Source organism: Burkholderia catarinensis, assembly GCF_001883705.2.
In the GTDB taxonomy this organism is placed as follows: Bacteria; Pseudomonadota; Gammaproteobacteria; order Burkholderiales; family Burkholderiaceae; genus Burkholderia; species Burkholderia catarinensis.
This window is the reverse complement of record NZ_MDEQ02000022.1, coordinates 1-23051: the sequence shown is the minus strand read 5'-3', so window position 1 is coordinate 23051 and position 23051 is coordinate 1. Positions and strand designations below refer to the sequence as shown.

Annotated in this window: 21 protein-coding genes and 2 pseudogenes; 13 read left to right on the top strand and 10 right to left on the bottom strand. The window is 66.0% G+C overall.

The window, feature by feature from the left end; genetic code table 11:
- Nucleotides 1-18 precede the first annotated feature (18 nt).
- From BFF94_RS28335 to BFF94_RS28305, 7 genes are all read right to left on the bottom strand, one after another.
- Entirely contained in the window at nucleotides 19-540 is a 522-nt protein-coding gene (locus tag BFF94_RS28335; protein WP_128842712.1) for a PTS sugar transporter subunit IIA, read from the bottom strand.
- Nucleotides 541-661: 121 nt separating this feature from the next.
- Nucleotides 662-880, bottom strand: a complete 219-nt coding sequence (locus BFF94_RS28330; RefSeq protein ID WP_246637432.1) for a hypothetical protein — start codon at nucleotides 878-880, stop codon at nucleotides 662-664.
- Between the two features lie 59 nt (nucleotides 881-939).
- Nucleotides 940-1311: a DUF6697 family protein gene (locus BFF94_RS28325; protein WP_128842713.1), complete on the bottom strand. Its 372-nt coding sequence runs from the start codon at nucleotides 1309-1311 to the stop codon at nucleotides 940-942.
- 429 nt (nucleotides 1312-1740) lie between these two features.
- Nucleotides 1741-2355 (bottom strand): LysE family translocator, encoded by a 615-nt coding sequence (locus tag BFF94_RS28320; RefSeq protein ID WP_128842714.1) that lies wholly within the window; start codon nucleotides 2353-2355, stop codon nucleotides 1741-1743.
- Nucleotides 2356-2533: 178 nt separating this feature from the next.
- Nucleotides 2534-4174 carry a chaperonin GroEL gene (gene groL, locus BFF94_RS28315; protein WP_128842715.1) on the bottom strand — a complete coding sequence of 547 codons (1641 nt, stop codon included), beginning with the start codon at nucleotides 4172-4174 and terminating at the stop codon, nucleotides 2534-2536.
- A gap of 12 nt (nucleotides 4175-4186) precedes the next feature.
- On the bottom strand, nucleotides 4187-4477 hold the full coding sequence (groES, locus tag BFF94_RS28310) for a co-chaperone GroES (protein ID WP_128842716.1): 291 nt from the start codon (nucleotides 4475-4477) through the stop codon (nucleotides 4187-4189).
- A gap of 153 nt (nucleotides 4478-4630) precedes the next feature.
- On the bottom strand, nucleotides 4631-5590 hold the full coding sequence (locus tag BFF94_RS28305) for a LysR substrate-binding domain-containing protein (protein ID WP_128842717.1): 960 nt from the start codon (nucleotides 5588-5590) through the stop codon (nucleotides 4631-4633).
- A gap of 136 nt (nucleotides 5591-5726) precedes the next feature.
- Between BFF94_RS28305 and BFF94_RS28300 the strand changes: the two genes are divergently transcribed.
- From BFF94_RS28300 to BFF94_RS28290, 3 genes are all read left to right on the top strand, one after another.
- Complete coding sequence (locus BFF94_RS28300) at nucleotides 5727-6896, top strand: M20 aminoacylase family protein (protein ID WP_128842718.1); 1170 nt, start codon at nucleotides 5727-5729, stop codon at nucleotides 6894-6896.
- 49 nt (nucleotides 6897-6945) lie between these two features.
- Nucleotides 6946-7734 carry an ABC transporter substrate-binding protein gene (locus BFF94_RS28295; protein ID WP_128842719.1) on the top strand — a complete coding sequence of 263 codons (789 nt, stop codon included), beginning with the start codon at nucleotides 6946-6948 and terminating at the stop codon, nucleotides 7732-7734.
- A gap of 140 nt (nucleotides 7735-7874) precedes the next feature.
- Nucleotides 7875-9059 carry a porin gene (locus BFF94_RS28290; RefSeq protein ID WP_128842720.1) on the top strand — a complete coding sequence of 395 codons (1185 nt, stop codon included), beginning with the start codon at nucleotides 7875-7877 and terminating at the stop codon, nucleotides 9057-9059.
- An 89-nt stretch (nucleotides 9060-9148) separates the two neighbouring features.
- On the opposite strand, the gene BFF94_RS28285 is transcribed toward BFF94_RS28290, so the two are convergent.
- The gene (locus BFF94_RS28285; RefSeq protein WP_128842721.1) at nucleotides 9149-10168 is read right to left on the bottom strand and encodes a zinc-dependent alcohol dehydrogenase family protein; all 1020 of its coding nucleotides are present in this window, start codon (nucleotides 10166-10168) and stop codon (nucleotides 9149-9151) included.
- Between the two features lie 126 nt (nucleotides 10169-10294).
- On the opposite strand from BFF94_RS28285, the gene BFF94_RS28280 reads away from it, so the two are divergent.
- From BFF94_RS28280 to BFF94_RS28235, 10 genes and pseudogenes are all read left to right on the top strand, one after another.
- Nucleotides 10295-11248: a LysR family transcriptional regulator gene (locus BFF94_RS28280; RefSeq protein WP_219140103.1), complete on the top strand. Its 954-nt coding sequence runs from the start codon at nucleotides 10295-10297 to the stop codon at nucleotides 11246-11248.
- 111 nt (nucleotides 11249-11359) lie between these two features.
- Nucleotides 11360-11473 (top strand): annotated as a pseudogene (locus BFF94_RS28275) (EamA family transporter); the annotation flags it as partial.
- A pseudogene (locus BFF94_RS28270) lies at nucleotides 11468-11716 on the top strand (MFS transporter); the annotation flags it as partial. The pseudogenes BFF94_RS28275 and BFF94_RS28270, both read left to right, overlap by 6 nt.
- Before the next feature lie 149 nt (nucleotides 11717-11865).
- The gene (locus BFF94_RS28265) at nucleotides 11866-12585 is read left to right on the top strand and encodes an SDR family oxidoreductase (RefSeq protein WP_128843575.1); all 720 of its coding nucleotides are present in this window, start codon (nucleotides 11866-11868) and stop codon (nucleotides 12583-12585) included.
- 137 nt (nucleotides 12586-12722) lie between these two features.
- Entirely contained in the window at nucleotides 12723-14693 is a 1971-nt protein-coding gene (locus tag BFF94_RS28260) for an arylsulfatase (protein WP_128843576.1), read from the top strand.
- Between the two features lie 16 nt (nucleotides 14694-14709).
- Nucleotides 14710-15759 (top strand): formylglycine-generating enzyme family protein, encoded by a 1050-nt coding sequence (locus BFF94_RS28255; protein ID WP_128843577.1) that lies wholly within the window; start codon nucleotides 14710-14712, stop codon nucleotides 15757-15759.
- Nucleotides 15756-16568, top strand: coding sequence for a MetQ/NlpA family lipoprotein (locus BFF94_RS28250; protein WP_128843578.1), 813 nt, complete (start codon nucleotides 15756-15758; stop codon nucleotides 16566-16568). Before BFF94_RS28255 ends, BFF94_RS28250 begins: the two co-directional genes overlap by 4 nt.
- Nucleotides 16562-17548 (top strand): YkgJ family cysteine cluster protein, encoded by a 987-nt coding sequence (locus BFF94_RS28245; RefSeq protein WP_128843579.1) that lies wholly within the window; start codon nucleotides 16562-16564, stop codon nucleotides 17546-17548. Before BFF94_RS28250 ends, BFF94_RS28245 begins: the two co-directional genes overlap by 7 nt.
- Nucleotides 17549-17613: 65 nt before the next feature.
- Nucleotides 17614-17931, top strand: a complete 318-nt coding sequence (locus BFF94_RS28240; protein ID WP_128843580.1) for an antibiotic biosynthesis monooxygenase family protein — start codon at nucleotides 17614-17616, stop codon at nucleotides 17929-17931.
- Nucleotides 17932-18136: 205 nt separating this feature from the next.
- Nucleotides 18137-19834: a hypothetical protein gene (locus BFF94_RS28235; RefSeq protein WP_128843581.1), complete on the top strand. Its 1698-nt coding sequence runs from the start codon at nucleotides 18137-18139 to the stop codon at nucleotides 19832-19834.
- A gap of 695 nt (nucleotides 19835-20529) precedes the next feature.
- Here the strand turns inward: BFF94_RS28235 and BFF94_RS28230 are convergent.
- Both BFF94_RS28230 and BFF94_RS28225 read right to left on the bottom strand, forming a co-directional pair.
- Nucleotides 20530-21420 carry a hypothetical protein gene (locus BFF94_RS28230; RefSeq protein WP_246637431.1) on the bottom strand — a complete coding sequence of 297 codons (891 nt, stop codon included), beginning with the start codon at nucleotides 21418-21420 and terminating at the stop codon, nucleotides 20530-20532.
- Nucleotides 21386-23051 (bottom strand): DUF2345 domain-containing protein (locus tag BFF94_RS28225; protein WP_219140102.1); only part of this gene is annotated, 1666 nt, incomplete at its 5' end. The genes BFF94_RS28225 and BFF94_RS28230, both read right to left, overlap by 35 nt.

Here is a 23051-nt window from a genome sequence, read left to right as displayed (position 1 = left end):
GTGCCGCACGGTGCGGCATCAGGGCGTGCGTTGCATGAGCCGGTGAATCTCGCCGGGCGTCAGCGCGTCGCGCGACGCCTGCCGGAACGTGCGTTCGCTGAAACACCGCGCCGCGTCGGCGAGCAGTTCGAGGTGTGCGCGGTTGTCCTCTTGCGGCAGGACCAGCACGATGAATTCGCGCACCGGCTTGCGGTCCGGCGCGTTGAACGCGAACGGATACAGCGCGCGGACGAACAGCGCGACGGCCGGGCCGAGCCCGTCGACAAGCGCATGCGGAATCGCGACGCCCTGGCCGAGGCCGGTCGAGCCGAGCTGTTCGCGCTTCATCAGTTCGGTCCTGATCCGTTCGACGGAAACCCCGCTGCTGCGCGCGATATACCGCGCGGCGAGATCGAACAACTGGATCGCGCTTTCGACCGGCACGTCGAGCAGGATGTTGTCCGGCGGACAGGCGTCGGCCAGCCGGGGCGCGAACGGCGTGCCGCCGCGTTGGTGGGGAAAGTCGGGTTGGCCGCCGACGGCGGCCTGCTGCGTTTGCATGCGGATCTCTCCGTGTCGGGATGACAGGGAAATCCTAGGCAAAACCGCGTAAAGACGGTGTCAGATACGCGGGGGCCGGGCATTAAAATTTCGTATCGGTTGCGGTGCGGTGCGAACCTCTTCACGTGCCGGACAGCACGAACGGCAGCGTCGTCAGCAGAAAGACCGAAATGCCGACGACCGGCGCGCCGAACGCGATCGCCGCGAACGCCGCCGCGGCGCCGGTCAGCACGAGCGTTCTCGACACCCGGCGGTGCCGGCCGTGCGCGGTCGTCCGGTCCTCGCGGATTGCATCGGTCCGCGCGCCGATCACGTGTTTCCAGAACGTCAGGCCAAGCATGATTGCTCCTTGTATGAAAGACGATCGAGACGGGGTGTGCGACGTGCCGTGCAAGCGCGTCAGCTCCGCTTGAGCTTGAGCACGCGCGAGATCTGCGCGGACGTGAAGCCGCTGTTGCGTGCGTAAGGCGCGCAGTCGAGCGGCGCCGTAAGCGATTCACCGACGACGTACCGGCCGACGAAGCGGTATGCGTCCGTTGCCACCTTGATGAACACCGGAATCGCTTCGCGTTGCGCGGCGAGCGTCCTGCCGGCCGAGCGCGCGGAAGCGCTGCCGTCGCAGAGGATCACGTCGGGCGCGTGCGGGTTGAGGTCCATACGCAGGCAGGCGGCGACGATCTTGCCGTTCTTCGCCGGCAGGAACGCCTGTTTGCTCCCGCCGCAGGCGGTGTGGATGAATTCGCGGGTGTACTGCTTGTCGATCTCGAACATGGCCGGGCTCCAGTATCGGAAACTTCGGTGTATGAACTAAGGTATGCGAATTAATGCAATCCGGTCGGCATGCCGGATGCAGGCATGCGATCGGTCATTGCCGGTACGGCGGATCGATGGCGCGTCGTTGCACGGGATTTGCCGCGCCTACGCTTGAGCGCACGATGCGTGATGACCGCATCGACGTCGTGTTCAAGCGTGCGAGGAAATGACTACGGCGCGCGCCGTCCGCCTGTCGGCAGGACGGCGGCTCGGGAAAGAGGGGCGCGGGCGTCCTGCCTGTCAGGCAGAAAAGCAACTCGGGGGGCGAGGACTTCGGATGCGCATGTCGCGTGTGCGGTGGTGGATGGCGAACCTATTCTAGTGAGCGCACGCGCGGCCGCAAGTAAAAAGGTCGTAAAGGTTGCGGGAGCCGCGCGAACCGACGGATCAGCGCCCGGCGAGCATCCGCCCGCCGACACCCATCAGCAGCAGGCCGGCCGCCGTATCGAGCACGGCCTTGCGCCGAACCAGCAGCCGGCGCACCGACGGATGCGACGCGAGCAGCGCCATCGTGCAATACCACGCGGCCGAGATCGCGACCGACAGCGCGACGACCGCGAGATCGAGCCACGCCGGCACATGGGCCGGCACCATCAGCGCGAAGATACTGCCGTAGAACGCGACGGATTTCGGGTTCGTCATGCTGACGACGTAGCCCTTCCTTGCCGCGTTCCAGTCGGACGCAGCGGCCGGCGCGGAAACGGGCAGCGGCTTGCGCGCGGTCACGATCATTTTCAGGCCGAGCCAGATCAGGTACGCGGCGCCCGCGAGCCTCAGCGCGGTGTGTACCCACGCGACGTGCGTGACGAGCAGGCTCAGCCCGGCGATCGCGATTGCCGCCCAGGTGCCGGACGCGGCGGCGAGGCCGAGCCCCGTCATCACGCCGGCACGGCGCGACACGACGGCGGTCGACGTGACGATCACGAAGTTCGGGCCCGGGCTGGCGACGCTCAGCAGCAGGACGCCGGCGAGCGGCAGCAAGGTGTTGACGGTGGTCGACATGGCGTGGGTGGCAGCGTGGCGGAACGGGCCTTCATCTTACCGGAGCACGGCGGCGGGCCGGTGCGCCGCGCTGTTTCGTCGATCCGGAACGAAAAACGCGTGACGACTTTCGTCGCCACGCGTTGCGTGATTCCACCAGGCCGCGCGCATGCCGGCGAACCGGCACGCGCGGCGATCGTCAGAAATCGAACCCCGGCCCGCCCGCACCCGGGCCGCCCGGCGCTGCGGCCGGCGCCGCATCCTTCGGCGCTTCGAACACGGTCGCATCGGTCGTCAGCAGCAGCCCGGCGACCGACGCCGCGTTCTGCAGCGCGGTGCGCGTGACCTTGGTCGGATCGAGCACGCCCGATTCGACGAGGTCGCCGTACTCGCCCGTCTGCGCGTTGTACCCGAAGTTGCCCGAGCCTTCGGCGACCTTCGCGACGACGACGCTCGCTTCCTCGCCGGCGTTCGCGACGATCTGGCGCAGCGGTTCCTCGAGCGCGCGCAGCACGATCTTGATGCCCGCGTCCTGGTCGGCGTTCACGCCCTTCAGTTCGCGGATCGCCTGCCGCACGCGGATCAGCGCGACCCCGCCACCCGGCACGATGCCTTCCTCGACGGCCGCGCGCGTCGCGTGCAGCGCGTCGTCGACGCGATCCTTCTTCTCCTTCACCTCGATCTCGGTTGCGCCGCCGACCTTGATCACCGCAACGCCGCCCGCGAGCTTCGCGACGCGTTCCTGCAGTTTTTCGCGGTCGTAGTCCGACGTCGCTTCGTCGATCTGCACGCGGATCTGCTTCACGCGCGCTTCGATGTTCTTCGCATCGCCCGCGCCGTCGATCACGGTTGTGTTCTCCTTGCCGACCTCGATGCGCTTCGCCTGGCCGAGCTCGGCGAGCGTCGCCTTCTCGAGCGTCAGGCCCGTTTCCTCGGCGATCACCTGGCCGCCGGTGAGGATCGCGATGTCCTCGAGCAGCGCCTTGCGGCGATCGCCGAAGCCCGGCGCCTTGACCGCGACCGTCTTCAGGATCCCGCGGATGTTGTTCACGACGAGCGTCGCGAGCGCTTCTCCTTCGACATCTTCCGCGATGATCAGAAGCGGCCGGCCCGACTTCGCGACCTGTTCGAGCACCGGCAGCAGCTCGCGGATGTTCGAGATCTTCTTGTCGTGCAGCAGGATGTACGGGCTTTCGATCTCGGCGACCTGCTTGTCGGGATTGTTGATGAAGTACGGCGACAGGTAGCCGCGATCGAACTGCAGCCCTTCGACGACGTCGAGCTCGTCGGCGAGCGACTTGCCGTCCTCGACGGTGATCACGCCTTCCTTGCCGACGCGGTCGATCGCTTCCGCGATGCGCTGGCCGATCGATTCCTCGCCGTTCGCGGAGATCGTCGCGACCTGCGCGATTTCCTTGCTCGTGGTGGTCGGCCTGCTGATCTTCTTCAGCTCGTCGACGGCCGACGCGACGGCCTTGTCGATGCCGCGCTTCAGGTCGAGCGGGTTGAGCCCGGCCGCGACGTATTTCTGGCCTTCGCGCACGATCGCCTGCGCGAGCACGGTGGCCGTCGTCGTGCCGTCGCCGGCTGCGTCGCTGGTGCGCGACGCGACTTCCTTCACGAGCTGCGCGCCGATGTTCTGCAGCTTGTCCGCGAGTTCGATTTCCTTCGCGACCGATACGCCGTCCTTCGTGACGACGGGCGCGCCGAAGCTGCGCTCGAGCACGACGTTGCGGCCTTTCGGCCCGAGCGTGACCTTCACCGCGTTCGCGAGGATGTTCACGCCTTCGGTCAGCTTCGCCCGGGCGACGTCGCTGAAAATGATTTCCTTGGCTGCCATGATTGCGCTCCGTTATTGATTGACGACCGCGACGATGTCTTCCTCGCGCAGCACGAGAAACTCGTTGCCGTCCACCTTGACGGCCTGGCCCGCGTACTTGCCGAACAGCACGCGCTCGCCGACCTGCAGGTCGAGCACGATGCGCTGGCCGTCCGGGTCCTTGCGGCCGGGGCCGACCGCGATCACTTCGCCCTGGTCGGGCTTTTCGGCGGCGCTGTCGGGGATCACGATGCCCGACGCGGTAGTGGTTTCCTGGTCGAGTCGCTTCACGATCACGCGATCGTGCAGGGGGCGTAGGCTCATTTGTTCGTCCTGTGCTGTTCTGCCGGAATTGGCTGGCACTCTTTAACAGAGCGTGCTGACGAGTATAAAAACGCTCGACGGCGCGATCCAATAACGGATTCGGAAAAGCATTTGCGCGGATGCGCTATGGACGAAAGGCGGGCGGGGCAGCCGTCAGATCAGCAGCGACAGCGTCCCGAACAGCGCGAGATCCTCCTTGCGCGCCGATCGCGCATGCCGCCGGATCACCTGCAGCAGGCAGTCGATGAAGCAGCGCGCCGCGTCGCTCAGCGTGCTGCTGCGCCGCGTGACGATCCCGAGTTCGCGCGGCTCGAAGGTCTCCTTCAACTGCAGCGCGCGCATCCGCTCGCCGTACGGCGGCACGGCGGCGAGGATCGTCGGGCACCACGTGCACATGTCGGCCTGTTCGAGCATCGTCTGCAGCATCGATACCGACTGCGCGCGCACGATGCGCCGCTCGTCGATCCGTGCGCCGTGGCGCGTGAACAGGTAGTCGACGAGCGCGGCCTGACCGTCGGCCGTGGAATTCAGCACCCAGTCGTCGTCGAGCAGGTCGTGGATCGACCGTGCCCGTTCGCGCGGATGGCCCGCGCGCACCATCACCGACGTGTCGTAACGCAGCATCGGCTCGAACGCGAATTCCTGCGCGCTGCCCGGCTGCACGTGCCCGAGCGCGAAATCCATGCTGCCGTCGCGCAACAGCGGCTGCGCGACGGCCATCAGCGCTTCGAAGAGTTCGAGCCGCACGTCGGGCATCCGCTCGCGAAAACGCAGCACCGTTTCCGCGAGGAAGGTCATCGTGAGCCATGGCGTCACGCCGATGCTCAGCCGGCCCTCGACGCGGCCGCGCATGCGTTCGAGATCGCTCTGCGCGTGTTCGAGCTGCTTCAGCACGAGCTTCGCGTGCGTGAGCAGTGTCTTTCCGTATTCGGTGAAGCCGATGCCTTCCGGCGCACGGACGAGCAGCGGCAGGCGCTCGCTTGCCTCGAGTTCGCGCAGCGCGCGCGTGATGGCCGCCTGCGACAGCCCGAGCGAGCGCGCCGCGCCGCGAATGCTCCCGGCCTCCGCGCTCGCGACGAGCGCCTGCAACTGATGCAGCTTGATCGTGCTCATGGTGGGATACCCGACAACGAAAGGTTGTCATCATAACGAAACCGCGGCTGGTCGCCGGGATTTTCGCTGCATACGATCCGGTCACGATCAGCCAATCCGGCGATCGGCAACCGCACTGCATCGAGGAGTATCGGGGTTGGAACGAAAACGCATTCCGCCTGAAATGGCTGCCATCGAGACGGAGATGATCGCGCTGCGCCACCGGCTGCACGCGCATCCGGAGCTGGGGTTCGAGGAGCACGCGACCAGCGATCTCGTCGCCGATTTCCTGACAACATGGGGTTATCGGGTAACGCGCGGGCTCGGCGGCACGGGCGTGGTCGGCACGCTCGTGCGCGGCGCCGGGAAACGGCTCGGGCTGCGCGCGGACATGGACGCGCTGCCGATCCGCGAGACGACCGGGTTGCCGCACGCGAGCCGGTGCGACGGCGTGATGCATGCGTGCGGTCACGACGGCCATACGGCGATGTTGCTCGCGGCCGCGCGCTGCCTGGCCGAGCGCGCGCGCTTCACCGGCACGCTGAACCTGATCTTCCAGCCGGCCGAGGAAGGGCTCGGCGGCGCGAAGCGGATGATCGACGACGGGCTGTTCACGCGGTTTCCGTGCGACGCCGTGTTCGCGATGCACAACGTGCCGGGCCTGCCGGCCGGCGTGCTCGGCTTCTGCGACGGCCCGGCGATGGCGTCGGCCGACGAGGTGCGCGTACGCATCGCCGGGCGCGGCGGGCATGGCGCGGCGCCGCATACGACGATCGATCCGGTGGTCGTGTGCGCATCGATCGTGATGGCGCTGCAGAGCGTCGTGTCGCGTAACGTCAATCCGCAGGAGCTGGCGATCGTCACGGCCGGCTCGATCCATGCGGGCACGGCGTCGAACGTGATCCCGCCACATGCGGACCTCGAACTCAGCGTGCGCGCGCTGTCGCCGGACGTACGCGCGCTGCTCGAGCGGCGCATCCGCGAGATCGTGCACGGGCAGGCGGCGAGCTATGGCGCGACGGCCGAGATCGACTACCGGCACGACTACCCGGTGCTGGTCAATCACGCGGCGGAAACCGCGTTTGCACGGGACGTAGCGCGCGAATGGGGCGGCGACGCTGCGCTGATTCCGCATCTGCGGCCGATCGCGGCGAGCGAGGATTTCGCGTTCATGCTCGAAGCGTGCCCCGGCAGCTACCTGTCGATCGGCAATGGCGACGGCGTGGGCGGATGCGGGCTGCACAACCCGGGTTACGACTTCAACGACGCGTGCCTCGCGACGGGCGCGGGTTACTGGATTGCACTGGCGGAGCGCTACCTCGCGTGACGCGTCCGCACGCTTTCGCTTTACGATTCACACACGAAGGAGACTGGCAATGAAGCAGTGGAAACGGATGGCGGCGCTCGCGGTGGCGCTGGCGGCGGGGGCGGCGCATGCCGGCGACTGGACCGGCAAGGAAATTCGCCTGGCGGTCGATCCGACTTACCCGCCGCTCGAATACAAGCTGCCCGACGGCACGCTGACGGGCTTCGGGATCGACATCACGAACGCGTTGTGCGCGGAGCTGCATGCGCGCTGCGTGTGGGTCGAGTCGAGTTTCGACGGGATGATTCCGGGGCTGCTCGCGCGCAAGTTCGACGTGATCGCGTCGTCGATGACGATCACGCCGAAGCGGCAGCAGCAGATCGCGTTCACGAACCGGATCTCGAACGCGCCGGCACGCCTCGTCGCGCGCAAGGGTTCGCCGCTGCTGCCGACGGCCGGGGCGCTGAAGGGCAAGCGCGTGGGCGTCGAGCAGGGTTCCGCGCAGGCCGACTACGCGATCGCGAACTGGCAGCCGGCCGGCGTGCAGATCGTGTCGTACCAGAACCAGGATCAGGTGTATGCCGACCTCGTGACGGGCCGGCTCGATGCGGCGTTCCAGGCATCGATCGCGGCCAGCGACGGCTTCCTGAAGAAGCCGCAGGGCAAGGATTTCGCGTTCGTCGGCGGCGCGATCGACGACGTGAAATATTTCGGGCAGGGCGATGGCCTCGGGCTGCGCAAGCAGGACGACGACTTGCGTGACGCGTTCAACCGCGCGCTCGCGGCGATTCTCGCGAACGGCACGTACCAGCGGATCAACCGGAAGTACTTCGACTTCGACATCTACGGCGCGAAGTAAATCGACGCGTCCGGCACGAGGGAGCGGTGCGCGGCGAGCCGCGCACCAAAAAAACGGAAGAGGAATCACGCTTGCGTGACCGGCGGTCGATGAACCGCACGCCGCGCACGCGTAATCATATCGATAAGGATCACAAAATAATGAACTGGAGATTGTTTTTCGTCGCGATTCCGGCGCTGTGCGCAGCGCCCGCGTTTGCGCAAGGCAGCGTCACGCTTTACGGCCTCGTCGATGCGGGCATCGACTACACGAACAACGTCGGCGGTCACAGCGCGTGGCAGATGGCGAGCGGCTTCGCGCAGGGCAGCCGCTGGGGGCTGAAGGGCACCGAGGATCTCGGCGGCGGCTACAGCGCGCTGTTCCAGATCGAGAACGGCTTCAACGTGAACAGCGGCACGCTCGCGCAGGGCGGCCGCATGTTCGGGCGGCAGGCGTATGTCGGGCTCGGCAGCACGCGTTTCGGCACGCTGACGCTCGGCCGGCAATACGACGCGGTGGTCGACTATCTCGCGCCGACGACCGCGAACGGCAGCTGGGGCGTCTATCCGTTCTCGCATCCGCTCGACAACGACAACACCGGCAACACGTTCCGCGTGAACAATACGGTCAAGTACGCGAGCCCGGATTTCTCCGGTTTCTCGTTCGGCGGCACGTACAGCTTCAGCAACGACACGGGCTTCGCGAACAACCGGCAATGGAGCGTCGGCGCGCAGTACGAGCAGGGCGGTTTGCTCGTCGGCGCGGCCTTCCTGAACGCGGACAACCCGGGCGCGACGTCGGGCGGTGCGATCGCAGGCTCCGGGTCGGTCGGCGCCGATGCCAACTTCGCGTCGGCGCGGCTGCGGATCTTCGGTGCGGGCATCAACTACACGGCGGGGCCCGCGACGGTCGGATTCGCGTACACGAACAGCAACGTCACGCGGCCGACCGCGAACGTCGGCTACCTGTTCGGCGATGAAACGATTCAGCCGGTGACGGGCCCGCTCGCGGGCGGCACGGTGACGTCGATCAAGTACCAGAACTTCGAGGTGAACGGCAAATACCAGTTCACGCCCGCGTTGTTCGTCGGCGCGCAGTACGTGTACACGACGGTGCGCTACGACGCGACGACGGGCGCCGCGAAGCCGAAGATCCATTCGATCGGGCTGATGGCCGACTACAACCTGTCGAAGCGCACGGACGTGTACGTGATGGGTGCGTACCAGCGGATCGCGGGCGATGCGACAGGCTCGTCGCTCGACCAGGCCTATGTTCCCGGCGCGGCGGACCTGTCGTCGACGTCGAAGCAGCTGATGGTGCACGCGGGGATTCGTCACAAGTTCTGACGAGGCCATGCGGGAAGCGGCGGCGAGGCGGCGGGCGTGGTGCGGGGCCGTCCGGCGTCCGCCGCCGGTAGCCCGCCGCCTCGATCCATTTACTGCGCGACGCGGATCACGACCTTGCCGAAATGCTGCCCCGACTGCAGGTACGCATACGCCTGCGGCGCCTCGTCGAAGCCGAACACGCGATCGACCACCGGCTTGATCCGTTTCGCGTCGACGAGCCGCACGAGGTCGTCGAGCATCGTGCGGCTGCCGACCATGAGGCCGTGCAGTTGCCGGATGCCGCCGATCAGCGACAGCAACCCGAGTTCCGGGCCGCCAAAGCTGCTGAGGCCGCCGATGATCGATACGATGCCGCCCATCTTCGTCGCGTCGACCGAGCGCGGCAGCGTATCGCGGCCGCCCACTTCGACGACCAGATCCGCGCCTGCACCGCCGGTGAGCCGCAGCACCTCATGCTGCCATTCCGGCGTCGCACGATAGTTGATCGTTGCGTCCGCACCGAGTGCGCGGGCGCGTTCGAGCTTCGCATCGCTCGACGACGTGACGATCGTGCGTAGCCCGGCTGCATGCGCGAGCTGCAGCGCGATGATCGAGACGCCGCCCGTGCCGAGCAGAACGACGGTCGCGCCCGGCCCGAGTCCGCCGTCGACGAACAGCGCGTTCCATGCGGTGATGCCCGCGCACGACAGCGTCGCCGCTTCGTCGTAGTCGAGATGCGCGGGAATCGCGACCAGCGCGGCTTCGTCGGAGACGAAGCGTTCGGCCAGCACGCCGTCGAATTGCGCGCCGGGTGAACCCGAGACCTTCTGCGGCGTCGGCGGCCCGTCGATCCAGTGCGGGAAATACGTATTGATCACGCGGTCGCCCGGCTTGAACCGCGTGACGTCACGGCCGGTTTCGACGACTTCGCCGGCGCCGTCGGCGACGGGGATCAGCGCGTCGGTGCCGATGCCGAGATAGTCGCCGCGCGCGAACATCAGGTCGCGATAGTTGAGCGCGGCCGAGTGGATCTTCACGACGACGTCGGTCGGCCCGACCGGGCGGTGCGCCGCGTCGGTGCGCCGGAGTCCGGCCACGCCGTCGCCCGGTTTGACTTGCCATGCATGCATGTCGACTCCTTTTCGAGATAGGTAGGGCTATCATAGTGTTGCGCGATGGGACGCATTGGCGACAATTCGGCCAATGATTGTCGCCGGTACGGACACAAACCTGTCATCCCACTGGAGCGGAATTGCATGGACGAGCGGTTGAGAGGCGTCGCCGAATTTGTCGACGTGGTGGAAGCGGGCAGCTTCGCGGCGGCGGCGCTGCGTCTCGGCATGACGCGCTCGGCCGTCGCGAAGATCGTCGCGCGGCTCGAACACCGTCTCGGCGCGCGCCTGCTGCAGCGCACGACGCGCCAGCTCGGCCTGACCGACGAAGGGTTCGTCTATTACGAGCAGTGCCGGCGGCTGCTGGCCGAACTCGGCGACACGGAGGCCGCGCTCGACGCGGGCCGCCGCGAGCCGGCCGGGCGCGTGCGGATCAGCGTGCCCGTGCTGTTCGGGCGGCAGTGCGTGGCGCCCGTCGTGCGGCGCCTCGTCGAGCGTTATCCGCGGCTTGAAATCGACATGTCGTTCAGCGATCGCGTGGCCGACCTGGTGAACGACGGCTTCGACATCGCGGTGCGCATCGGCGAGCTGGCCGATACGAGCGCGCTCGTCGGCCGGAAGCTGGGTGTGCAGCGCATGGGCATCTGCGCATCGCCCGCGTATCTCGACCGTCATGGCCGGCCGTCGGGGCTCGACGCACTCGGGTCGCACGTCGGCATCGCGTATTCGCGCGGCGGACAGCCGACGCCGTGGCGGATCATCGGCGCGGACGGCGCGGTGCACGACCATCGCACGGCCGGCCGCCTGCGGTTCGACGACCTGCAGGCGATCGCCGACGCGGCTGCCGCCGGCGCGGGCCTCGCGTGGCTGCCGTGCTGGCTGATGGCGCCTTACGTGCGCGATGGCCGCCTCGCGCTCGTGATGGACAGCGACAGCGTGTCGGGCGCCGAGGTGTACGCGGTGCGGCTGGCGTCGCGCCATGTGCCGTCGAAGGTGCGCGTCGTCGTCGATGCGCTGGTCGACGAGATTCCGCGCATGCTGGCGTCCGATGACGCGGACGGAGAGCACGTGCCGGCGCGCATTGATCGGGCTTCGTAGCCACGACGCATGAACGGTTGGCGCAGCGTGTGATCATTCGCATAACGAACAGGTGAAAGCACGCCGTCGTGAACAGGAAGCTGCAGGTCGTGATCATGATTGTCATCGGCATCGCGGCGCGCATCGCGCGATCTCGTCGTGGTCGGCCTGTTGCTGCAGGCCGGCTATTTCGCGTTCACGTACCTGAGCCTGAAGCTCGGCATGTCGGCCGGCGCCGTCGCGCTCGCGGTCGGCTTCAACTGGGCCGCGACGCCGGTGTTCTGGGCCGTAACGACCGAGTATGTGTCGGGCCTCATGGCGACCGCGTCGATCGCGCTGCCGCCGGTGATGGGGCGGATCAAGGATGTCACGCATTCGTACGATCTCGCGCTGCTGCTGGTCACGGTCGCGTTCCTGGCACGCGGCGTGCTGGCGTTGCGGATCGCGTCCCGGCGCGCGATGCCGGCGACGACGGGGCGGGCCGGCTGACCAACTGACCGACGCGCGTGTTGGCGATCGACAGCAGGTGACGACCGTACGCGTTTATCGACGCTGCGGCACAATCGGGCGGAGCACGCGTGCGCCGGGCGGCAACAGGCGCGTCGCGCCGTTTCCGGACTCCTCGTCAAGGGCACGCTATGTCATCTCGCACTTATCTCGTCACCGGCGCGTCGCGCGGCATCGGCCTCGCGATCAGCACCACGCTCGCACAACGCGGCCATCGCGTCGTCGGCCTCGCGCGGCATGCTCAGGGCATCGACTTCCCCGGCGAATTGCTCGCGTGCGATCTCGCCGACATCGAACAGACTGCGGCGACCCTTGCACGCATCGGTGAGCGGCACGACATCGACGGCATCGTCAACAACGCGGGCATCGCGTTGCCGCAACCGCTCGGGCAGATCGATTTCCAGTCGCTGCAGGCCGTGTTCGATCTCAACGTGCGGGCCGCGATCCAGGTCACGCAGCACTTTGCAGGCGCGATGAAGGCGCGCGGTCACGGGCGCATCGTCAACATCTGCAGCCGCGCGATTTTCGGCAGCCTCGATCGCACCGCGTATTCCGCCGCGAAGAGCGCGCTCGTCGGCTGCACGCGCACGTGGGCGCTCGAACTGGCCGAACATGGCGTGACCGTCAACGCGGTTGCGCCGGGCCCGATCGAGACCGAACTGTTTCGCCAGACGCGGCCCGTCGGCAGCGAAGCCGAACGCAAGGTGCTCGCGACGATACCCGCGCGCCGGCTCGGCACGCCCGGCGACGTCGCGGCTGCGATCGCGTTCTTCCTGTCCGACGAAGCCGGCTTCGTCACGGGGCAGGTGCTGGCCGTGGACGGCGGCGGCAGTCTCGGCGGGCGGAGCTGACGCACGGCGGCGCGGGCCGCGCCAGACGGCCCGCGCTACATATTCCCGCACCCCGTTAGCATGTGACGAATCCGACTTTGGGCGCCGCGCGGGCGACGCTAAGATCGCCGATCCCGTAGATCGAGCGTTCGACAACAATGAAAAAGTCCGCTGCGCCGTTGCATGCTTTCCGTTTCCGTGTCGTCTGCGCCGCGATCGCCGGCGCGCTGGCGCTCGCGTCGTGCGGCGGCGTCGACAGCGATCCGCCGCCTTCGCAGGCCGGCGCAACGCCGCCAGGCACCCCGGCGCAGGCCGCCAAGCGCCCGAACATCCTGTACATCATGGCCGACGATCTCGGCTATTCCGACATCCATGCATTCGGCGGCGAGATCAACACGCCGAACCTCGACGCGCTCGTCGCATCGGGCCGCATCCTGTCGAACCATCACACGGGCACCGTCTGCGCGATCACGCGCGCGATGCTGGTGTCCGGCACCGATCACCATCTCGTCGGCGAAGGCACGATGGGCGTGCCGACCGACGAGCGGCGCGGGCTGCCAGGCTACGAAGGCTACCTGAACGATCGCGCGCTGTCGTTCGCGCAACTGCTGAAGGACGCCGGTTATCACACGTATATCGCGGGCAAGTGGCACATCGGCTCGGGGATCGTCGGCAGCGCGACGGGCAGCGGACAGACGCCCGACCAGTGGGGCTTCGAGCGCAGCTACGTGCTGCTCGGCGGCGCGGCGACGAACCACTTCGCGCACGAGCCGGCCGGCTCGTCGAACTACACGGAGGACGGCCGCTACGTGCAGCCAGGCCAGCCCGGACAGCCGGGCGGTGCGGGCGGCAGCCCGGCCGTGTTCTATTCGACCGATTTCTATACGCAGAAGCTGATCTCGTACATCGATTCGAACCAGCGCGACGGCAAGCCGTTCTTTGCGTACGCGGCGTACACGTCGCCGCACTGGCCGCTGCAGGTGCCTGAGCCCTGGCTGCACAAGTACGCGGGCGTGTATGACGCCGGCTACGACGCGATCCGCAACGCGCGGATCGCGCGACAGAAGGCGCTCGGACTGATTCCCGCCGACTTCAAGCCGTTCGACGGCCTGCCCGAAACGACGGCGGCGTCGCCCGCGACCGCGAACAACGGCGCGGCCAACGCGAAATACATCAGCGCGGTGCATTCGGCCACGGACGGCTACAGCGACTACGGCTCCGGCAAGGTCGACAAGCTGTGGTCGAGCCTGTCGCCGGCCGAACGAAAGGCGCAGGCGCGCTACATGGAGATCTACGCGGGGATGGTCGAGAACCTCGACTACAACATCGGCCTGCTGATCCAGCACCTGAAGGACATCGGCGAATACGACAATACGTTCATCATGTTCCAGTCGGACAACGGCGCGGAAGGCTGGCCGATCGACGGCGGCGCGGACCCGACGGCGACCGACACCGCGAACGGGCAGGAGCCGGTCTACTCGACGCTCGGCACCGACAACGGCAAGCAGAACGCGCAGCGCCTGCAGTACGGGCTGCGCTGGGCCGAAGTGAGTGCGTCGCCGTTCCGGCTCACGAAGGGCTATTCGGCCGAAGGCGGCGTGTCGACGCCGACGATCGTGCACTTGGCCGGCCAGTCGCAGCCGTTGCCGGCGCTGCGCGCGTTCACGCACGTGACCGACAACACGGCGACGTTCCTCGCGGTCGCGGGCGTCACGCCGCCGTCGCAGCCGGCGCCGCCGCTCGTCAACACGCTGACGGGCGTCGATCAGAACAAGGGCAAGGTGATCTACAACAACCGCTACGTGTATCCGGTCACGGGCCAGTCGCTGCTGCCGGTGCTCACGGGTTCGGCGACAGGCGAAGTGCATACGGCGCCGTTCGGCGACGAAGCGTATGGCCGCGCGTACCTGCGCAGCGCCGACGGCCGCTGGAAGGCGCTGTGGACCGAGCCGCCGCTCGGGCCGCTCGACGGGCACTGGCAGCTGTACGACCTTGCGTCGGATCGCGGCGAGACGACCGACGTGTCCGCGCAGAACCCGTCGGTGATCGGCACGCTCGTCGACCAGTGGAAGACCTACATGAGCAACGTCGGCGGCGTCGAGCCGCTGCGGCCGCGCGGCTACTACTGATACCGGGGACGACACGATGCGGTTCCGGTTCTGGACGATCGGTGCGGCGCTCGCCGCCACGCTGTTCGCCGCCGCGTTCGCGGCCGGCTATGCGAATCCTGTCGTGCCGGCGGGCGGCGCATTCGACGACGCGAATCGCGGCCGCGCGCTCGCGCCGCTCGGCTCGGAGCGGCAGTGCGAGCGTTATTCGGGGTTGCCGGCCAAGTGGCGCGACGATCCGCAGGCCGGGATGGTGCACCTGCACGGCGGCGCGTTCGTGTTGGGCAGCACGCGCGGCTATGCGGACGAGCGACCGGTCGGCGACGGCCGCACGCGCGTCGGCGGGTTCTGGATCGACCAGACCGACGTGACGATCGCGCAGTTCGCCGCGTTCGTGCAGGCGACCGGCTACGTGACCGAGGCCGAGCGGCAGGGCGGCGCGGCAGTGTTCCGTGTGCCGACGCGCGACGAGATGAATGCGCGCGACCTCGCGTGGTGGTCATGGGTGAAGGGGGCGTCGTGGCGCCATCCGCGCGGGCCCGGCAGCGGCGTCGACGGGCTCGGCAACCTGCCGGTGACGCTCGTCACGCAGCGCGATGCGCTCGCGTATGCGCATTGGCTTGGCCGCGACCTGCCGACCGAGGCCGAATGGGAATACGCGGGCAAGGCCGGCCGCGACGACGCATCGCTCGATGCGGCGCCGCGCGACGCGCAGGGCAAGCCGGCCGCGAACTACTGGCAGGGCGCGTTTCCGGTGCTCGACACGGCCGAGGACGGTCATGCGGGGCTCGCACCCGTCGGCTGCTATGCGGCGAACGGCTTCCGCCTCTACGACATGATCGGCAACGCATGGGAGTGGACGAAGGACGCGTACACGGGCCCGCATCAGTCGCACACGAACGGCGACACGGCGGCCGTCGCGCCGCCGACGCGCCGGCACGATACGCCGATGGTCATCAAGGGCGGCTCGTTCCTGTGCTCGCGCGATTACTGCGTGCGCTATCGCGCGTCGTCGCGGGAACAGCAGGAGGCCGATCTCGGTGCGTCGCACATCGGGTTTCGCACGATTCTGAGGGATGCGTCATGAGGAAGGGCCTCGTGCGATGCGTGTCCGTGTGGCTGCTGGCCGCGTGCGGTGTCGCGCATCAGGGATCGGCGGTTGCTGCCGAAACCGCAGCACCGGCCGTGCGCGTCGGCGTGACGCGCGGCGTGCATGCGCAGATCCTGGACGAAGTGAAGCGGGTCGCCGCATCGCGCGGGTTGGGGGTCGACGTCGTCGAATTCGACGATGCGTCGCGCATCGACACGGCACTTGCCGACGGCCGGATCGATGCGGCCAGCTTCGAGGATGCGCAACAGCTTGCCGCGACGCGCGCGCGGAAACGCTACGCGCTGGCCGAAGTCGCGCCGACCGTCACGCTGCCGATGGCGCTCTATTCGCGCAAGCTGAAGAACCTGAACGAACTGCAGCCCGGCGCGACGGTCGCGATTCCCGCCGATCCGCGCGGAATGGCGCGCGCGCTCGTGCTCTTGCAGAACGACACGCTGGTGACGCTGCGCGAGAAGGCCGGCCTGCATGCGACGCTGCGCGACGTGACCGGCAACCGGCTCGGGCTGAAGTTCGTCGCGCTGCGCCGTGACCGTCTTTACGCGGCGCTCGATACGGCCGCGTTCGTCGCGATCGACAGCGACGATGCCGCCCGCGCCGGGCTGCAGCCCGCGCGCGACAGCATCAGCCTCGAGGACGCGCGCTCGCCGTATGCGAACGTGCTCACGGTGCGCGACGCCGATCGCGCGAAGCCGTGGGTCGCGCAGCTCGTCGCCGCGTATCACTCGGACGACGTCGCACGCTTCATCCTCACGCGCTACCAGGATTCGGTGCGGCGGCCGTGGTAGACACGGTCCTGCTTGCGTGCAACGCATGCGGCCGCTGCTGCAACAGCGCGCCGACGCTGTCGTTGCGCGAACTGTTCCGGCATCGGCATCGCTTCGTCGGCGCGCTGACGATCCGTCGCGTGCCGAAGCGGCGGATCGGCGAGAGATGGCGTGCGGGCGGGCGCGAGCATGAGCTCGATGCGGACGACGTAGCGGCTTCCGATGCGCTGGCCGCGCGGTTGTTCCATCGCACCGGCGGCGCGGGTGGCGAATGGATTGCGCTGACACTGCAGGGCTACGACTATCCGTCGCTCGGCCGTTGCGCGGCGCTGGCCGACGACGGCCGCTGCAACGTGCATGTGGAGAAGCCGTCGATCTGTCGCGCGGTGCCTCTCGATCCGATGCTGCCGGACAGGTTGCAGTCCCGCGTGCTCGCTGCACGGCGCGACGATGCGGCATGGCTTGGCGCGAACTGCATTGTCGAAGCGGGGGCCGCACGATCTTCCGTTGAATCGTCATTCCCGATCCCGCTGGTGACGGCCGGGCAGGTTGCCGACCGCGCGGCGCTCGATGCGCATCGTGACGCGCTCGCGTTCGAGCGTGCGGTATGGCGCGATGCCGTGTTCGCATCGTTGAACCATGGCCGGCAGGAACTGCGTCACGCGTTGTCGCGGCTCGCGCCGGGCGGCTACCTGACCGTGTCGATCGTGCCTGTCGTGCTGGCCGTCGCACCGGTTTCCGCGCATTGCCATGCGCTGTGCATCGACTTCATCGACGCCCAGCTTGCGTTGATCGGCGCGAATATCGACGCGGCGCTCGCACGCCGGCGAGTCGACGACCGTCCCGCGACGCGCGAGTTGCGCGGCTTCGCGCAGGCGCTCGAACGTGCGCGGCAGGCGCTTGCGGCAATGCCGGCGCCCGCGGCCGGAACGCGTGAAGATGCGCCGCGCATCGACGCGTGGCTCGACGATCGGCCCGACGCAGATTCGCTCGCCGCATAACGATCGCGGCACGCCGCGCGTGCCTTACACTTGGCGCTCTTTCAACCGCCTTCGATGGAGCGTGCATGTACGCGTCGACCTTCATTTTCCGTGCCGGGCAATACGACGACGAATTCCACCGGCTCGACCGGCAGATCGCCGACATGGCGCGCGCGACGCCCGGCTATCTCGGCGAGGAGACGTGGGAGAACGCCGACGAGGGGCTGATCCAGAACGTCTACTACTGGGAATCGGAGGCGGCGCTGCAGCAGTTGATGCGGCATCCGGCACATCTCGAAGCGAAGGCGAAGCAGGCGCGCTGGCTGGACGGCTATCGCGTCGTGATTTCGCAGGTGCTCCGCGAATACGGCGACGGCAAGCTGGTGCAGCCTCATGCGGGGTAGTCCGCGTAACCGGCTGTCTGATTCATTTCTTTCGCATTACAAATAAATAACAGCAAGCCGCGCTGGGCGGCCCGCACTCGCATGCGGGTTTCGGCGGCATCGCGTGCAATCAATTCGTCATCACGCATGGCTAAGGTGGCGGGGCTTCACGTCGTCAGTCTGTCCACAACAACATCCCCACTCGATGTCGTACGGAGCCTTGTCCATGCTGAAATCCGCCTTGTCCGCGAAGCGCCGCCGCGCGCTGCGCGATCGAACCGTTCCCGTCGTCGCACTCACGCTGATTGCCGCTAGCCTCGGCGCGCAGGCCGCCCGGAATGACAGCGGCGAAAGCCGTTTTGAGCCGGGTTTCGTGCCGGGCTTCCTGGTGCTCAGCCGCAGCGTGTACGACAACGTGTCGGGTAACGTTCAGCCCGGCGCGATCCTGCCGCCGAACTGCGCGAAGACCACCGGCGGTTGCGGCGCGGCTTCGGGCGCGCCGAGCGACGGCACCTACCCGACCGTGTGGAACAACGACCGCTACGACGGCAGCTTCGGCATCACGTCGCGCATCTTCCTCGACCAGATCACGCCGGCGGGTGGCGTCGTCAGCACGCTCGAAGTGCCGAACAGCCTGCAGAAGGGCTTCGCGCACGACCAGCTCGTGACGAGCTTCGGCTCGAAGTCCGAACTCGGCCTGCACCTGTCCACCGACGGCAACTACCTGACGTTCATGGGTTATGTCGCGCCCGTCAACATGATCGACGTGTCGAACTCGAACACGCCGCTCGCGATCGATACGACCAACCCGGACGGGCAGAATTTCTACCGTGCGATCGCGCGCGTCGATCGTCACGGGCATTTCCGTTTCACCGAGACGAATGCATACAGCGGCAACAACGGCCGCGCCGCGATCCTGAACAACCGCGACGGCCGCGAGATCTACTACACGTCGGGCAACGCCGGCAACGGCGCGAACCCGCAGCCGGACAACGTGATCCTCGGCGCGGGCGCGCAACTCATCGACGGCGCGAAGCATCACGAAGCGCAGCAGGACCCGGGCACGCCGACGCCGCTCGCGAGCTTCTCGGTCACGGAACTCGGCGCGAAGGCCGACAAGATCGGCAAGGACGACAACTTCCGCGGCATCGCGGTGCACGACAACGTCGTGTACTACACGAAGGGCAGCGGCGGCAACGGCGTGAATACCGTGTACTTCGTCGATACGACCGGTGCCGCATGCCCGTCGGGCGTCGGCGTGCCGTCGCCGAAGGCCGTGCTGCCGACGGCGCCGCTCGCGTATAACGCGGCGACGCTGCAGACGACCGGCCTGCCGAACAACATGTGCGTGCTGGCCGGCTTCCCGACCACGCCGAACAAGACCGCGACGACGCTGTCCTACCCGTTCGGGATGTGGTTCGCCGATGCGAACACGCTGTATGTCGCGGACGAAGGCGACGGCTACACGGGCGGCCCGGACCTGTACACGCATGCGGCCGCGCAGACGGGCGCCGGCCTGCAGAAGTGGGTGTACGACGCGAACGCGAAGCAGTGGAAGCTCGCGTACACGCTGCAGAACGGGCTCGACCTCGGCAAGCCGTATTCGGTCGCCGGCTATCCGCTGGGCAACAATTCGGCGACGGGCTTGCCGTGGGCGCCGGCGACGGCCGGCCTGCGCAACCTGACGGGCCGCGTCGAGCGCGACGGCACGGTGACGATCTGGGCGATCACGTCGACGGTCAGCGGCAACGGCGATGTCGGCGCGGATCCGAACCGGCTGGTCGCGGTGCGCGACGTGCTGCGCAACACGAGCGCGACGACGGCCGCGGCCGAGAAGTTTGCCGTGCTGCGGACGGCGAAGTTCGCGGAAGTGCTGCGGGGTATCGAGTTCGCGCCGGGGACGGAAACGGGCCGGTCGCACTGACGTATTCAGTGTGCGGTTGAGGTTGACGCGGCTGCCCGACGGGCGGCCGCGTTTGGTCAGCCTGCGTTGCTTCGCCGTTTGGTGGATCGGCTTGTTCGGCGTGTTCCTGGCCGATGAACGAAGGGGGGTGACTTCGAGCGAGACTTCAACAACTTGGTCACTTCGGCTAGTGCAATTGGCGCGTGGGTTTGAGGTCAGTCCGCCCGCTTGGAGTTGTAGGGGTGCAATCAATCAGCAGCCCGCTCATGACTGCCCTGACCAATTTCAGATCCGAATCAGAAGGTGCGGTGTATCCCTGCCATATCTGCGGCTCACACCTCATCAGATTCCGGGTCGTCTTGCATCCACCATACAGGATGGTCGTGTGGTTCTCGCAACCACGTCCACTGACCCGCGACATGCTCATTGACCCGCCGCCTCTGCCGCGTGCAGGTGGATACTGTCGGCCGTGCTCGTAATTTGGATTGCCTTCTTGGCTTCGTCGCCACGTGCTACCTACACGTGCATCGGCGAGCCGGTCGGGTCGGTGTCGGATTTTACCTTTTTGCATATCGATGTCCCTCCGGTAGCCGGGCAATCCACCCGAAATTTTCAGCCGAAAAGTCGATATTCGCAAAGAAAAGGAGGGCGGGCGGGGGTGTCCGGCAACGCGAGATTTTTCTCGGAAGCCCCGTGCCCATGCCCCAATTTCTAGGTCAGCCTTCCTTCATCCACTCCGGCTCCACGTACTCCTCTACCCACATCCACTGGCCCGGCTCAAACAGGTTCGTGTACTGGTTCTGTTCCGATTGCTCCCAAGGGGTGAGCTTGCGGACATCGGGAAATTTTTGTCCCTTCCAGATCAGATGAATATCCGAACTGGAAGTCTTGGTGTATCCCTGCCATATCCCTGTTTCTGGGCACAGCATGCCCGTACACAGATTCATCAACCCATATTTGTGGCGCTTCGCTTGTTGCTCTTTCAAGCGGTGCTGTTCGCGCTCCTCCGGCGTCAAGATTTTGTATGCTCGGCTTATTCTAACTTCATCGAGCATGGGCGGAAATGAACTGTCCAGTGGATTCGCGTAAAATAGATTGATGTTCACGGGAAACTTGCTTCCCGAAATATCTTTTGATCGGTAGCGAAAAGATTGCAAATTCGGCATCTTCGGATCGCGCACCATTATCTCGTTACCGTATTCACGATTTCCTTCCCCGTCAACCCAATAGTCCTCTAACTGGAGAAGCGATTTGATTTCCGTGTCCGGCAAGCTAGCAACCCTTGCGTCAAGGACAATTCTTACCCCAGCCGGAACAATTTTCACCTTATCGCGAGTATCGCTGTAGTCCTCCGGATCGTCGCCAGTGGAAAACTCAATCTTCGTACCCCGCAGTGCACGATTTTTGTATTTATAAAGAAACCCTTTTGCGGGAGGGTGCGTCCACGTTGTGTAATTTGTTCCAAAGACAATGTATTCAGGATCGTATGGCGCATCATCGCGTAGGATCGCCATTGCTGTTTTAAGGATGGCGCGCAGCATGACGCGCTGCTCTTCGTCGGTCGTCTGCATTTCAAATCCCTCCCCCAATGACTTGAAGTGAATCATCGTATCCTCCTGTGCATGTACCGGGGTTACGCACGAAAGCACGATCAGGACGGTCCCAATAGGCTTGCACCACATCCGCACACGCATAAGCATCTTCTTCATGTAACTGGCTCCGGTAACCTTCTTCGAAACTCACCATCTTGGCCGCCGTTTCTGGCGACACTCTCAACAGCTTGCACACCTCGGCCTGTGCAATCGGCACGTCTGGCTTCACATAGGCTCCGCCCGTCTGATTTTGCAGATACGAAATCATCCAGTAATAGTGGAAAATCAACATGCGATGAAGTCCCGTGGCAACCCGTGCATCGTTAGGAATTTGAGCTTTTTTAGAAACGGTAAAAATATCTTCGTGGATGTATTGTTTGTAAATAGTCTGAATTTCCTGGAACACAACGTAATCTTCACTATGCTGATGGATTAAAGCCATCATCCAGAATGCCTGCTGGCAGTGTCGCGCCTCGTGATAAAGCAAGTCTGCGAATGCCTTCAGGGCGCCATCCAAGGCAGTCGCATTATTCGACGATGCAATGATCTTCAAGATTTCCATTTCTTGAATAACCATCGTCCACTTTAATGTGGAGAACGATGCACTTACATCCGGGCGCATGTTGTATCTAAACTGACCTTCACTCGCATTAACAATATCGATCTCGGGAGTCGCCCCATTTGACCTCATCCGGTCACCTGAAGACCCTCCTGGCAATCCAAACGGCCCCGCCGCAAGGGCGGTATTCAATACATTGCCAACCGCAAGCGCGATACTTTCCTTTGCCTCGTCCGATATCTCGCCGCTCAACGTATTGAACTTGCCCCACTCAATCCCAGTGAGTGCCTTCTTGACCGCCGCCGTATAGGTCTTCGTCACCGGATACTCGACATCCCTGCGCACCGGCATGTCCGGAGGCGTATCACCCTGTCTAGCCCCGTCGATGAAGTGATGGAAGCGCAACCCGAAGTTGAGCGGGTCGCAGGTCGCGAACGCGGCCGGCTGACTCTCGGACGTAGCCCCCTGTTCCGGGGTGCTGACCTTCTTGCCCTTGATCGTTGTGGTGCGCTTGTCGGCGTTGGGCGCCTGGGCGGTGTAAGGCGTCGTGTTGCCGCGCACGACGGCTGCCCGGTTCACCGCAATCACCTTGTCTGGATCGCTCGCCGCCAGCAACTCCACTGTGCCGAACGCGATGTCATGGCTCGTGATCACTTCTGTTTCGCCCAGCTCGTTACTCACCCCCTCGATCACGCGACCGTTATCGAGCGTGATCCGGTACGGCTGGTTCGGCAGGGCAAACCCGCTGTCGTGCTCCAGCAGCACGAAGTGCGCGGCATACTGCCCCGGGTATTCGGGCGTGACCGGCAGGCGCATCGGCCGCACCTGCGCCGCGTCGGTCTGATGACTGCCCGCGTGGATCGTGTGCTCGCCGGCGGTTCGTACCACATAACCTTGATCGCTGATGCGAACCTCCGTACCGCCTGCGTGCAGCACGATTTCCTCTGCCGCATGCAGATGGATACTGTCGGTCGTGCTCGTGATCTGGATTGCCTTTTTAGCGGTCACGTCGACACCATCGGTCTGCGCCTCGATACGCACTTTCCCAGCGGCGGCGACGAGTGCCATGCCTGCCTTGTGTACGAAC